The organism is Nocardia sp. NPDC051463 (genome assembly GCF_040681975.1).
In the GTDB taxonomy this organism is placed as follows: domain Bacteria; phylum Actinomycetota; class Actinomycetes; order Mycobacteriales; family Mycobacteriaceae; genus Nocardia.
Genome location: NZ_JBFBAB010000003.1, coordinates 337,128 through 350,801, shown reverse-complemented (window position 1 = coordinate 350,801; position 13,674 = coordinate 337,128). Strand labels below are relative to the sequence as shown.

The 13,674-nt window shown below is 66.5% G+C and carries 12 protein-coding genes and 1 pseudogene; 8 read left to right on the top strand and 5 right to left on the bottom strand.

Annotation, left to right across the window (positions count from 1 at the left end; translation table 11 throughout):
* Positions 1-80: 80 nt before the first annotated feature.
* The 4 genes from AB0M74_RS08905 to AB0M74_RS08890 form a co-directional block, all read right to left on the bottom strand.
* Positions 81-443, bottom strand: coding sequence for a hypothetical protein (locus tag AB0M74_RS08905; protein WP_364903599.1), 363 nt, complete (start codon positions 441-443; stop codon positions 81-83).
* Entirely contained in the window at positions 440-1,444 is a 1,005-nt protein-coding gene (locus AB0M74_RS08900; RefSeq protein ID WP_364903595.1) for an alpha/beta hydrolase, read from the bottom strand. The genes AB0M74_RS08905 and AB0M74_RS08900 overlap by 4 nt, the downstream gene beginning before the upstream one ends.
* A 10-nt stretch (positions 1,445-1,454) precedes the next feature.
* On the bottom strand, positions 1,455-2,243 hold the full coding sequence (locus AB0M74_RS08895; RefSeq protein WP_364903592.1) for a glucose 1-dehydrogenase: 789 nt from the start codon (positions 2,241-2,243) through the stop codon (positions 1,455-1,457).
* 132 nt (positions 2,244-2,375) lie between these two features.
* On the bottom strand, positions 2,376-3,503 hold the full coding sequence (locus AB0M74_RS08890) for an LLM class flavin-dependent oxidoreductase (protein WP_364903590.1): 1,128 nt from the start codon (positions 3,501-3,503) through the stop codon (positions 2,376-2,378).
* A gap of 152 nt (positions 3,504-3,655) precedes the next feature.
* On the opposite strand from AB0M74_RS08890, the gene AB0M74_RS08885 reads away from it, so the two are divergent.
* The 4 genes from AB0M74_RS08885 to AB0M74_RS08870 are packed head-to-tail and all read left to right on the top strand — an operon-like array spanning position 3,656 to position 7,724.
* Entirely contained in the window at positions 3,656-4,405 is a 750-nt protein-coding gene (locus tag AB0M74_RS08885) for a glucose 1-dehydrogenase (protein WP_364903588.1), read from the top strand.
* A 27-nt stretch (positions 4,406-4,432) separates the two neighbouring features.
* On the top strand, positions 4,433-6,109 hold the full coding sequence (kstD, locus tag AB0M74_RS08880) for a 3-oxosteroid 1-dehydrogenase (protein ID WP_364903586.1): 1,677 nt from the start codon (positions 4,433-4,435) through the stop codon (positions 6,107-6,109).
* 51 nt (positions 6,110-6,160) lie between these two features.
* Entirely contained in the window at positions 6,161-6,892 is a 732-nt protein-coding gene (locus tag AB0M74_RS08875; protein WP_364903583.1) for a glucose 1-dehydrogenase, read from the top strand.
* A 13-nt stretch (positions 6,893-6,905) separates the two neighbouring features.
* Positions 6,906-7,724 (top strand): SDR family oxidoreductase, encoded by an 819-nt coding sequence (locus AB0M74_RS08870; protein ID WP_364903580.1) that lies wholly within the window; start codon positions 6,906-6,908, stop codon positions 7,722-7,724.
* A gap of 290 nt (positions 7,725-8,014) precedes the next feature.
* Here AB0M74_RS08870 and AB0M74_RS08865 read toward each other — a convergent pair whose 3' ends face one another.
* On the bottom strand, positions 8,015-8,464 hold the full coding sequence (locus AB0M74_RS08865; protein WP_364903577.1) for a WYL domain-containing protein: 450 nt from the start codon (positions 8,462-8,464) through the stop codon (positions 8,015-8,017).
* A gap of 645 nt (positions 8,465-9,109) precedes the next feature.
* Here AB0M74_RS08865 and AB0M74_RS08860 point away from each other — a divergent pair.
* From AB0M74_RS08860 to AB0M74_RS08845, 4 genes and pseudogenes are all read left to right on the top strand, one after another.
* Positions 9,110-9,280, top strand: a pseudogene (locus AB0M74_RS08860) (MarR family transcriptional regulator); the annotation flags it as partial.
* A gap of 245 nt (positions 9,281-9,525) precedes the next feature.
* A complete protein-coding gene (locus AB0M74_RS08855) occupies positions 9,526-11,703 on the top strand; it encodes a pyruvate, phosphate dikinase (protein ID WP_364903574.1) in 2,178 nt (725 codons plus the stop codon).
* Positions 11,704-11,761: 58 nt separating this feature from the next.
* Positions 11,762-12,529, top strand: a complete 768-nt coding sequence (locus AB0M74_RS08850; RefSeq protein WP_364903571.1) for a tyrosine-protein phosphatase — start codon at positions 11,762-11,764, stop codon at positions 12,527-12,529.
* A gap of 226 nt (positions 12,530-12,755) precedes the next feature.
* Positions 12,756-13,634 (top strand): glycosyl hydrolase family 32, encoded by an 879-nt coding sequence (locus AB0M74_RS08845; RefSeq protein WP_364903563.1) that lies wholly within the window; start codon positions 12,756-12,758, stop codon positions 13,632-13,634.
* Positions 13,635-13,674: the final 40 nt, after the last annotated feature.

Sequence of the window (13,674 nt, the reverse complement as noted above, 5' to 3'; positions counted from 1 at the left end):
GGCGAACAGCACACCATCGAGAGATCCGCTCGGGAACGCCGCGGCGATGGACCACCACTCACGGCAACCACGGGAGGCCGTTACGGCGTGTGCTGGGTGGCAGGTAGCGGCTCGTAGAGGACAATCGCCCATGGGGATTCGGGCGTCGGGCGGACCGAGGTGCGGCGTTCGTGAGGCCCGGTCACCGGATCGGCGACCGCGAACCCGGCGGCGCGCAGCCGGACGAGGGTGGCATCCAGGTCGTCGACCTTGGCCGCCAAGGACGGGGTGTCGCCTTCGCGGTCGGTGCCTGCGAGCATGACTCGGGCCGGGCCGATGTCGAACTGCGCCCAGCGGTCGCTGTCGACAAAAGTGGCCTTGGTGTCGAACACGGCGGTGAGCAGGTCGATCGCGGCGGTCAGATTATCGGCGGGAAAGATCGTCCCGAGGCGTTCTACTGTCATCGGTGTGCTTCCAAGGCTCGGCGGAGTGCGGAAAAGGCCGCGGTAGTGGCTTCTTTCGCGTCGGACAGGCTGTCGGCCATGGTGAAGAAGCCATGGAATTGGCCGTCGTAGCGGATCACGTCGGCGTGCACGCCCGCCTGCTGTAGGCGCACGCCGTACTCCTCGCCCTCGTCCCGCAGCGGATCGAACTCTGCGGTGACGATATGCGCGGGCGGCAGTCCGGCCATGTCGGCGGCGCGCGGTGGCGATGCGTAGGGGTGGTCGCCATCGCCGTCGGTTCCCAGGTATTGCTCCCAGTACCACCGCAAATGGTCGTCGGTGACGAAGTATCCGTGTGCGTTGTCCCGATAGGACACCGTGTTTCGGGCCGGGTTGAGCATCGGATAGACAAGCAGTTGGAAGCCGACGACGGGACCGCTGCGATCGCGGGTCATCAATGTGGTTGCGGCGGCAAGGTTTCCGCCGCAGCTGTCACCGGCCACCGCGATCCTGGCCGAGTCGCCGCCCATCGTCCCGGCATGTTCGGCCACCCAGTTCAGTGCCGCGTAGGCATCCTCCGCGGCCGCCGGGAACCGGTGCTCGGGCGCCTGCCGGTAATCGACCGACACCACGATCGCGCCGACACCGTTGGCCATCGACCGGCACAATTGGTCGTGACTGTCGAGGCTGCAGATCACGAACCCGCCACCATGGAAGAAGACGATTACAGGCAGCAGCGCAGTCGTGCCGGTCCGGTCTGCTTCCGCACCGCTGTCCGACGACTGCGCGTCGAGAGACGGATCCGCGGGACGATAGACCCGCACCCGCAGCGCCGGCGCGCCGACCGGCCCCGGCACCAGACGCTCCACGACCTGCCCAACCGGAATCGGTTCGGCGGCGGCCGCCGGGCGCGCCGCGAGAATGCGGCGCGCCTCGGTGGCATCCTGGATCTCGGTGCCAAGCCGGGGAAACGACGTAGTCGCCAGGTCGACGATCACCTGCGCTTCGGGTTTCAGCGGCATCGCCCGATCCTCACGCCTCGCCGGTGGCGCCGACGGCGGGCATCGCGCCCGGCGGAATGAACTGTCCCGCAGACAATCCGCCATCGATGGCCAGCTCGGCTCCGGTGATGAAGGCCGACGCGTCGGAGGCGAGGAACGCCACCAGTTCGGCCACTTCGCTCGGTAGTCCGACGCGGCCGAGCGGCAAGGACGGGAAGCTGCCGGGCCCGGTGCTCAAGCCGAGATGCCCGATCATCGGTGTCGCGATCGGCCCCGGGTGCACCGAGTTCACCCGGATACCGAGCGGACCGAGCTCGAGTGCGGCCGTCTTGGTCAGACCACGCAATCCCCATTTCGAGGCGCCGTACGCGGAATGCCCCATCAGGCCCTGCAATCCGGCCTGCGACGAGATGTTGATGATCGAACCACCGCCCACGGCCCCCATCGGCTCGATAACCGCCTGGATGCCGAGGAACGATCCGATGAGATTGATGCGCAGAATCCGTTCCAGCTCCTCGGCTGTGGTGTCGGTGAGCGGTTTCGCGGTGTAGATCGCCGCATTGTTCACCAGCACGTCCAGCCGCCCGAACTCGCGAACGGCCGTCTCGACGGCGGCCGCCCACCCGGACGCACTGCTCACATCGTGACGAACGAAACGTGCGGCGGCGCCGATGGATTCGGCAACCTCTTTGCCCTCGGGTTCCAGCACATCGGTGAGCACGACCCGGCCGCCGGAGGCGGCAACGAGCCGGGCTTCTTCGGCACCCTGGCCCCGGGCAGCGCCGGTGATCAGGACGACCTTGCCGGTCAAATCGGACATATTCAGCTCCTTGCTCATGCACTTGTGGATCCCGGCCTGCGCCGGAAAGGAGGCTTCGGCGCATCCGCCTGCCATGTCGGGCGGCGGCCGGATTCCTGAGCCCACAGCCGGGCGAGCGGCTGTGCGCGGTGACTAGCCCTTACGGAAGTGCGGGATGACCTTTTCGCCCCAGTGCCGGATGGTCTCCAGGCACGCTTCCTGGGGCACGGTGCCCATCTGGATCAGGCAGAGGATTTCGTCGGCGCCCGCCTCCTGTAGCCGCTCGACGTAAGCGATCGCGTCCTCGGGGCTGCCGTAGGCGTGCTCGGCATTGAACACCGAGGTGGCACCCGTCTTCACCGGAATCTTGGCCTCGTGCAGGTAGGCGACGTGATCGTCGGCGGCCTGCTTGATCTTGGCCACCTCGTCGACAGTGGGATCGACAGCCTCGTCCGGGACCGGGCCCGCGCCGTACCAGTGCTTGATGGACTGGGCGAAGAAACGCTGACCACGCGCACCGATCTGCTGGGCCTTCTCCCGATCGTCGAGCACGATGGTCGGGCACAGCGCGGCGAAGTGGTCGTTGACGACGGTCGAGACGAACTTCTCCCCGGTGCGCTCGGCGATGGCCGCGTCATAGGTGCGGCGTAGTTCGGCGATCTCCTCCACGCCGGCGAAACCGAGAACCAATGCGCCGATTCCATAGTCGGCGGCCAGCTTGAGCGTGTCCTTTTTGGTGCACGCCATGAACAGCGGCGGATGCGGCAGCTGGACCGGACGCGGCAGCATCGGGTGCGGGTCGATATCGAGCAGGTCACCGTGCCACTCGAACTCGCCCTCAGGATCCTGCCAGGCCTTGCCGATGATCCGCAGCGACTCCTCCACCTCCTGATAGGTGCGATCGGGGTCGACGCCACACATGGAGGTCTCTTGCGGGGTTGCGCCGCGCCCCGCGCCGAGGTTCACTCGCCCGTTGGACAGCACGTCGAGCATGGCCGCCCGCTCGGCCGCCCGCACCGGGTGGTTGAAGTTGAACGGCATGCACACCACGCCGTGACCGATGCGAATCCGTTCGGTGCGCGCGGCCACCCAGGTCAGGAAGATCTCCGGTGCGCTCATATGGGCGTACCACTTCAGACCGTGATGCTCGACCGCCCAGACGGTGTCGAAACCCATCTCCTCGGCCAGCACCGCCTGCTCTACGCAGTCGCGCAACACCTGCCGTTCGTGATCGGCGGACGGGTTGGTCATTTGTGCCTCGAAGATCATCGAGAACTTCATGCATTGCCTCCACTTCTCAATATGCCTACTAGAAATATTTCCGATGCTCTCGTGGAGGTCAGGTGCATGTCTCGGTGGATGGGACTGTGCGGGCTCCCGCCACGGTCGCGCCCCTAGCGTTCGGAGATGACGCGGGAGAAAGGATGGGCCAAGTGGGCCGACTCGATGGCAAGGTCGCACTGATCACCGGAGGCGCACGCGGAATGGGCGCCGAGCACGTCCGTCGCTTCGTCGCCGAGGGTGCGCGGGTGGTGTTCGGTGACGTACTCGACGCGGAGGGCAACCAGCTGCGCGCCGAGATCGGTGCCGACTGCCACTACGTGCATCACGATGTCACCAGTGAGGCGGACTGGGCCGCCGCGGTGGCCGCGGCGCGCACGGAGTACGGCAGGCTCGACGTGCTGGTCAACAACGCGGGAATCCTGCGATTCCAGTCGATCGCCGAGATGAGCCTCGCCGATTTCACCACCATCATGACCGTGAACGTCACCGGCGCATGGCTGGGCATCAAGACGGCGACGACGGCGCTGACCGAAGCGGGCGGCGGCTCGATCGTGAATATCTCCTCGGTCGAGGGATTTATCGGCGCGGCGAATCTCTCCGCCTACAGCGCGAGCAAATTCGCGATCCGCGGCCTGACCAAGTCGGCCGCACGCGAACTCGGCAAGCACGGGATCCGGGTCAACTCGATCCATCCCGGCGGCATCGCCACACCGATGACGGCCGCCGCGGGTTCGGGCGTCGACGGCAACAAATTCTTTGCCGGACTGCCGATCTCGCGCTGGGGCCAACCCGGCGAGGTCTCGGAGGCGGCGGTCTACCTGGCGTCGGACGACGCGAGCTACTGCACCGGCACCGAGATCGTCGTCGACGGCGGCATGCTCACCGGCGCGGGCTACTGATCAAGCGTGAACGACAAGGAGGTGACGATGTCCGAGGAACACGAGTACGACGTCGTAGTTGTTGGTTCGGGAGCCGCGGGCATGACCGCCGCATTGACCGCCGCGTATCGCGGACTGTCGGTGGTGCTGATCGAGAAGAGCAGCAGCTTCGGCGGTTCCACCGCACGCTCGGGCGGCGGCGTCTGGATTCCCAACAATCCGGTGCTGGTCCGCGAGGGTGTCCCCGACAGCCCTGACCTCGCCCGCGTCTATCTGAAATCCGTTGTCGGCGAACGTGTTCCACAGGAGAAGCAGGATGCGTTCCTGGACAACGGCCCGCGCATGATGACCTACCTCGGCGCGCGCACCCGTCATCTCGAGTTCGTCTACGACCGCGGCTACTCCGACTACCACCCGGAGCTGCCCGGTGGACTCGCCCAGGGCCGCAGCATCGAACCGGCGATCATCGACGGCAGGCTACTCGGCGACGATCTGGACAAGATCAACCGGCCGACCATGTCCGGTCCCAAGGGCATCGCGTTCACCGTCAGCGACTTCCACGACCTCAACATGATCGCGCGGACCTGGAAAGGCAAGCGCACCGCCATGAAGGTCGGCGCGCAGGCGGTACTGAACAAGCTGCGTGGACGGCTGCCGCTCAGCCTCGGCAAAGCCCTGGTTGCCCGACTCTGGCTGGCGCTACGCGACGCGAACGTACCCGTGTGGCTGAACACACCGCTGACCGACTTGATTACCGAGAACGACGTAGTGGTCGGTGTGCGCGCCGAGCGCGACGGTGCCCCGATCACCATTCGGACCCGGCGCGGTGTCGTGCTCACCGCGGGCGGCTTCGAGCACAACCTCGAGATGCGGCAGCAGTTCTTCACCGGACCCGTGAGCACCGAGTGGACGGTCGGCGCCACCGAGAATCTCGGCGAGGGCATTCGCGCGGGTGAAAGTGTCGGTGGTGCACTGGATTTGATGGACGACGCCTGGTGGGGGCCTTCGGTCCGCAACCCGGACGGTCCGCCCTTCTTCTGCTTGGCCGAGCGCTCCCAGCCCGGGGCCATCATGGTCAACGACGCAGGCGAGCGCTTCACCAACGAATCGGCCAGCTACGTCGACGTGGTGCACACGATGTACGAGCAGCATGCGAAGGGCATCGGCCATGTCCCCGCGCACTTCATCATGGACCAGCGCTTCCGCGACAGGTACCTGTTCCTCGGCACCTTCCCGAAGCAGGCCATCCCGCAGAAGTATTACGACTCCGGGATCATCAAGAAGGCCGACACCCTCGCCGAACTCGCGGACAAGATCGGCGTGCCTGCCGACACGTTGACCGCGACCGTCAACCGGTTCAACAGTTTTGCGCGCGCCGGTCGAGACGAGGACTTCCATCGCGGCGAATCCGCCTACGACCGGTACTACGGCGACCCCACCGTCAAGCCCAACCCGTGCCTGGCCGCGATCGACCAGGGGCCGTTCTACGCGGTCGAAATGGTTCCCGGTGACTTGGGCACCAAGGGCGGGCTCGTCACCGACGAGCACTCCCGAGTGCTGCGCGCCGACGGTGCCCCAGTCGCGGGACTGTATGCGGCAGGCAACAATTCGGCCGCCGTGATGGGTAACAGCTACGCCGGGGCCGGCGCGACGATCGGCCCGGCCATGGTGTTCGGCTACATCGCCGCCAACCATCTTGCCGACGCCGCACCGAAGCACCACTGATGCCACCGACGTTCGAACTATCCCGCCGATTCGGCCGAACAGGAGCATGACATGGACAGAGTGAATGGCAAGACGGTGATCGTGTCCGGTGGCGCGCGCGGCATGGGCGCAGCGTTCGCCCGACGCCTCGTCGCCGAGGGCGCGACTGTCGTGGTCGCGGATGTCCTGCTCGAGGAGGGCAAGGCGGTCGCCGCCGAGCTGGGCGACCGGGCACTGTTCGTTCCGCTGGACGTTACCGACGAAGCCGCGTGGCACGCTGTCGTCGCCGAGGCCGAACGTGCCTTCGGCCCGGTCTCCGGACTCGTCAACAACGCGGGCATCGTGCACGTCGACCCCATCGAGAAGCTCGCCGAGGCCGACTACCGCCGCGTGATCGACGTGAACCAGGTCGGCGTGTTCCTCGGCATGAAAGCCGTCGTGCCGTCGATGCGCCGCGCAGGCGGCGGCTCGATCGTCAACATCTCCTCGATCGGCGGCATCATCGCCTTCAGCAACATCCTGGGCTACGTCGCCTCCAAGTGGGCGGTGCGCGGCATGACCAAGGCCGCGGCGCAGGAGTTCGGCGTCGACGGCATCCGGGTCAATTCCGTGCATCCCGGGGTTGTCGCCACCGAGATGACCGCCACCTCCGAGCGCTCCAACTCGATGGTGCACGACTTGCCGCTGCCGCGTGCCGCCGCGCCCGATGAGCTGGCCAGCCTGGTGCTGTTCCTGATCTCCGACGAGGCAGGCTACTGCACCGGCTCCGAATTCGTCGCCGACGGCGGCTACACCACCAAATGAAGGACACACCCCTGTGAAGAACTTTCAGGACAAGGTCGCCGTCATCACCGGCGCGGGCGCGGGCATCGGGCGGGCCCTGGCAGTGGAGCTGGCTCGCCAAGGCGCGAAACTGGCATTGTCCGGCCGAAATCTGGCCAATGTCACCGAGACTGCCGCGCTGTGCGAGCAGGCGGGCGCCAAGGCCCGCGCTTACAAGCTCGACGTGACCGACCGCGCCGCGTTCTATCAGCACGCCGACGAGGTGCAGGCGGACTTCGGCCCGGCCAACCTGCTGGTCAACAATGCAGGCGTCTCGCTCACCGCCAATGTCGAGGAGCTGAGCTGGGAAGACTTCGAGTGGATCGTCAATATCAACTTCTGGGGCGTGATGTACGGCACCAAAGCCTTTCTGCCGCAGGTCATCGCCTCCGGTGACGGCCACATCGCCAATGTCTCCAGCATGTTCGGCCTCGCGGCCTGCCCCAGTCAAGGCGCTTACAACGCCACGAAGTTCGGTATTCGCGGCTTCACCGACGCGCTGCGCCAGGAAATGAAGATCGCCGGCTACCCGGTGAGCGTGAGCAGTGTCCACCCTGGCATGATCAAGACCGAAATCGCCTGGAAGGCCCGCGCCGGCGGCGACCGCGACCGCGATGCGCTGGCCGCGAACTTCGACAAACTGGCGAAAACAACTCCCGAATCCGCGGCAACCACCATCCTGCGCGGTATCCGCAAGGACAAGGCCAAGATCCTCATCGGTGCCGATGCTCGCGTAATCGACTTGCTGCCAAGGATTTTCGGCTCCGGCTATCAGCGCATCCTCACCGCTCAGATGAAGAAGGAAGTCTCGTAACATCCATGGCGCGCGGCGGTGCGGGTGCGATCAGCGACCGGCACTCCACAGCTGATCTCGACCACAGTGCCGTCCCTTCATCGGAAAACTCGGTTGGTGGATACCGACGCGCATGAGAACTCCGTTGTCCTCGGAAGTCGCCATTGACTCCCCGCAACACAGATTCTGCGCGTCGCCCTGCTGGTTTCCCTGAGTAGTGGACTACCTGTCTTGCACGGCATCAGTGCTGGTCAGAGCATTGCCGCTGCGGCCGCACAGGTAGTTTGACATCACCGGTGCGCGCATGCTGGCTACTCGGCATCTCCCGCCGCGCGTAGGAGCTTGCGACCGAGGTCACGCACCATTTCCACCATCGCCCGCGGCTCTCGCACCTCGAATTCCACACCGAGATGCGCGATCCGCACCGTAGTCCATTCCAGCGAGTCGGCGCCGGTGCGCCGCAGGCAGCTGTGGTCGTCGAGCGTTTCCACTTCCTCGGCTCGGACGCGGAAACGCTCGATCAGCTCCGCCGCCGAAACGTGCGCGATAAACACCACGCGGCGCATCGGACGGAAATGCGCCAGTACGCGAGTGACGAACGCGGCCGAGTCCTCGGCGGGCAATTCTCGCGGCGCGCATTGCACACCGATCGGCTGCGGTCGCTCGATGCGATCCAGTCGGAAGATTCGCCAATCTGCCCGATCGACATCCCAAGCGACCGGACACCAGCGAAATCGGCTGCCGCCGAAGCTACTTTGCACTTCCCGACAGCTTCAGGATGCTGGAGCCGACTTCAGCCGCACAGCCGCCGCTCGCAGCGAGGTGCTCGCCGACCGGCACCGGTTCGTTGTCACTAGCCGCAATGGGACATAGGGGATGTCCACGAATCGCGCACGTCCCCTCCTCCGTTGGTGCCAGGAGGTAAAATCCCGCCACCCCACTGGATGCATTGACCCTTCGCTGAGAGCTTTGCTGGGCCCGCATAGTATGCATACTGTTTCTCGTCCTGGCTGATATTGCTAGGGCTGGTCAACACATATGCATTTGTCAGCGAGGGAGTCCCCACATACGAGGTCTTCCAGGTCACAACACAATTAACGCTACCGTTGTACATCAGGTGGATCGTGCCGTAGCGCAGGGCGTGCTGGTCGATTTCGTGGAATCCCGAACCGCACGCTCCCTCCGGGGTCGTCGCCGCATGTGCGGGTGATTGCGCGACCAGCGACACGGCGGCAGCCGCTATAGCGGTCAGCGCCGCTCGGCTCGCGATCCTGATTGGGGTCATAGCACGTCATCCTTTCCAACGTGGCCCCAGCGTGTCACATATCACGCATACTTCCCAACGGTGGCGATGAGGCCCGATATCGAGTCCACCCGCAAGTAGAGCCGGGTTGTATTTGATCCAGTTTCAGCGCATCGGGCCGCACGGCACCGGGCTGACCGGGCTCGCCGAACCGGCCGACGTCACCAAACAGAACACAGGTTTCCTGGTTGACCAGCTCGAACGCGCGGGCCATGCACGACGCGTCCCAGACCCCGCCGACGGCCGCGCCCGCCTGGTCCGCCGCACCCGTCGCGACACCGAGGCCCACCGGGGTGGGCCCGCGCACGTCTTGCTCACCGGGACGTTCGGTACGCCGATGCCGCCGCAGCGGGCAGGCTGAATTCGCGCCGCCCCGCGATTGTGTCGCGCATCGCAGGGAGCCGCGTCATTCGCCGGGCGATCGGCGGCCGGGATAGTGCCCGGCGGACCGATGGCTGCCCCGAGCTGCCCGCCGAACGTGCGGTGGCTGCCGAGAACGTGCTGACCCAAAGGAGTGACATGACGACCGGAGTGGAGCCTGTGGAGCGACCGGAACTCGCCGCTTTGGAGCGCAACGCACCATCGGTCGCCGACCTCGACGGCGCCTGCACCTTGTCGCGGGAGCGGATCGGTGGGAAGGCGTGGAGCGTGAATCACATGCGGGCGCTCGGTCTTCCGGTGCCGCCTGCCTTCGCGCTCACCACCGATGCATGGGCCGACTTCTCGGTGAGCGGCGTGCTCGACGCGCAGATCTGGGCGGGCGTACGCGCCGGAATCGCGGCACTGGAACGAGGCACGGGCCGAGAGTTCGGCTCCACCGAGCGCCCGCTGTTGGTGTCGGTGCGCTCCGGCGCCGCGGTGAGCATGCCCGGAATGATGGACACGGTGCTCAATCTCGGCATGAACACCGAGGTCGAGCAGGCGCTGACCGCGCAGACGCGAAACCCCGGGTACGCGAGCGATACGCACCGCCGCTTCCTGGCCCAGTACCGCGAGATCGTGCTCGGTGACCCGAACGGCCTGGTGCCCCAGAACCCATGGGAGCAGCTGCGCGGTGCGATCACCGCGGTATTCCGTTCCTGGGATTCCGCGCGCGCCAAGACCTATCGGCGCACCCGCGGCGTATCCGACGAGCTCGGGACCGCGGTCACTGTGCAAGCCATGGTGTTCGGCAATCTCGACGCACTCTCCGGTACCGGCGTGCTGTTCAGCAGAAACCCGAACACCGGCGAGCGGCCGGTCTTCGGCGAGTGGCTGATCGGTGGGCAGGGCGAAGACGTCGTCTCCGGCCGTACCACCCCGCGACCGCTCGACGAGCTGGCGAGCACGCTGCCCGAGGTGCACGCTCAGCTCATCGCGGCAGCCGAACTGCTGGAGCGCGAGGGTCGCGATATCCAGGACATCGAGTTCACCGTCGAGTCCGGCAGGCTCTGGCTGTTGCAGGCGCGGCCCGCAAAACGCTCTGCGCGCGCGGCAGTTCGCGCCGCCGTCGCCATGGCCGACGAGGGGCTGATCGAACCCGCCGAGTCGTTGCGCCGAGTGACCACCGAGCAGTTGCGCACCGTTCTGCGCCCCGCCTCCAGCGACAATGCCGGGCTGCGGCCACTGGCCACCGGCGAGTCCGCTTGTCCTGGGCTCGCATCCGGTGTCGTGGTGACCGATCCCGACGATGCCGAGGCACGGGCCGCTGCGGGTGAGCACGTCATTCTCGTCCGCCCCACCACCAGCCCGGACGACCTGCACGGCATGATCGCCGCGCTGGCCATCGTCACCGAGCTCGGCGGCGCCACCTCCCATGCCGCCCTGGTCAGCCGGGAACTCGGTCGTCCATGCGTAGTCGGTTGCGGCCCAGGCGTTGTCGACTCGCTCGTCGGACGCGTCGTCACCGTCGACGGCGGAGCCGGAACCGTCTGGCCGGGGCAAGTCACCGGCAAGCCGGTCGACGACTCGGTATTCGCGGATGTTGCGCGCCTTGCCGAATGGGCGGGTGTAGAACCGGATCGGCTGCCAGCATTCTTCTCGGGTGAAACCGCAGCTGCCGATGAAACGAACACGGTGACACTGCATTCCGTTGACACCCGGCGCGTATCGGAACTCGGCCTACTGCGCCTGATCGGTATCAAAGGCCGGGTGAAGCCGGAGGCCATCGCGTCCAGCCTCGGCCTCGTCGACGCCGAAGCCGCCTCGCGCAGTGCGGATTTCGTGGCACGCGGGCTATGTGCGGACACACCCGTCGGCGCGCGCCTGACCCCCGAAGGTCGCGAACATCTCACCCAGCTCCTCGAACAAGAGCGGGCCGAGGTGGATCAGAATGTCATCGCCGCGGCCTACGATGAATTCTGCGAATTCAACGCCGAGCTGAAAGAGGTCATTACCGCTTGGCAGATGAAAGACGCGAACACAGTGAACGATCACTCCGACACTGCTTATGACGCAGCGGTATTGGACCAGCTCGTCACCATGCACCGACGCGTCGCTCCCCTGGTCGGACGGATCGGGGCCACGGCACCCCGCCTGATGCGCTACGTCGATCGCCTCGAGCTGGCGGTCGAGCGGATCAACGGTGGCGACCACGCGTGGGTCGCAAGGCCGATCATGGACAGCTACCACACCGTGTGGTTCGAGCTGCACGAAGACCTGATCGGCCTGTGCGGTCTCAGCCGTGCCGACGAGGCCGCGGCGGGCCGCGCCCATTAGCCGACGCGGGGTCGACTCAACCAGCCCGACGCCGGCCGAGCGCACTAGCGAGGATTCGATGTATACCGACAGCGCACAACGGCGATGGGTGGAATTCGCCGAGATCGACAATGTCCGCGATCTCGGCGGGCTTCCGGTGGCGGGCGGTGGCACCACCCGGTTCGGCGTCGTGTTCCGCTCCAGCACGCCACAGCATCTCACCGAGCACGACCTCGGCAGATTGATCGGTCCGGTCGGGCTACGCACGCTGATCGACCTACGACTACCCGACGAGATCGAACGGGAAGGGTACGGCCGACTCGCGGGCGCTGCGGTGCGCCTGGTCAATCTCCCGGTGCGCAAGCAGACCCAGACCAGCGCCACCCCGACCGATCTCGTCCCGGACGGTCGCGAGTACGACCTCGTCGCGCTTTATCGCGAACTGCTCGCAGGCAGTATCGAATCCGTCGTCGCGGCCGCCCGACTGATCGCCGACACCGACCAGCATTCCGTCGTCTTCCATTGCGCCGCAGGCAAAGACCGCACCGGCGTACTCGCCGCCGTCCTGCTCGACGCGGTGGGCGTCCCCGCCGAGGCCATCGCCGCCGACTACGCGCTCACCGGCGAACGCCTCGAGCGCATCCGCGAACGTCTCGACACCCTCCCCTCCTATCACGGTCTGCCCCCGGTGCGCACCGGCATCCTCGCCGTCGACCCGCAGGTGATCACCCGATTCCTGGAGGACCTGCACGCCGGCCACGGCGGCGCCGCGGGGTGGCTGCAAGCCAACGGTTTCACGGACGCGGAACTGACCCGGCTGCGGGCGGTGCTCGTCGAGTCGCGGTGATGGCGGTCGATCTGGCACATCGACCGGGTTGCGGGTGTCGCCGTGCTGTCCGCCGGTGTGGTGGGCCTCGGCCTGGACAGCACGCATTTCACCGGCTCGAACGTCAGCCAGTCGTGGCTGTGGCGCAAGCAGCAACGCGAGCAGCAGCCAGTACAAAATCCTGACTCGCGGGCCGCAAATTTCCCTACCGGGCCGCACCGGGCCGTTCGACGGCATCATGAGGTCTATGGCGACACGCGAAGTGGTGAAGGCGGGCGTGTTCGCGAGGGTGTACGACCCTGGAGCCGGCGAGCCGGCGGCGTGGTACATCAACGACCACACCGTGGTTCGGGACGACGCAGGGCGCTGGCACCTGTTCGGCATCACCCACCCGGAACCCGCGGATCCCTGGCACGAGGTCGAGTTCGCCCACGCCACCGCGCCTGCGCTACACGGGCCGTGGACCAAACATCGACCGGCGCTGACCGTCGATCCGAAGTACGGCGAGACGCATCTGTGGGCGCCGTATGTCGTCGCGGTGCGCGGCAAATATTTCATGTTCTATGCCGGTGGGGGCACCGATCGCACCACGGCCGCGATAAATCTGGCCACCTCGACCGACCTGTTCCACTGGACCCGCGATCCCCGCGGTCCGCTCTTCCGCGACGGCTACGACGCCCGCGATCCGATGGTGCTCCGGGTCGGCGAGAAGTGGATCATGTACTACTGCGCGACGAGTGCACCCGCGGGCGGCCATCACGTGGTCGCCTACCGCACCAGCGGCGACCTCCTGCACTGGAGTGCGCGCCACATCGCCTACACCGACCCCACCAGTGGCACCGAGGCGGGCAACACCGAATCTCCGTTCGTGGTGCCGCACGGCGGTTCGTGGTATCTGTTCATCGGCCCGCGTCCCCACTATGTCGGCACCGACGTGTTCCATAGCGACAATCCCTTCCGCTTCCACATCGGCGGCAAGGTCGGCCACGTCGCGGCCCATGCCGCCGAACTCGTCGCCGACGAGGGCCGCTGGTGGATCACCAGCGCCGGGTGGGCACAGGGTGGCGTGCACCTCGCGCCGGTCACCTTCCCGAGCCCACGCGCGATCAGCGACGTGCCTAGATAACGACCATGGCGAGAGGCCCACTCGGCGACCCTCCAGCATG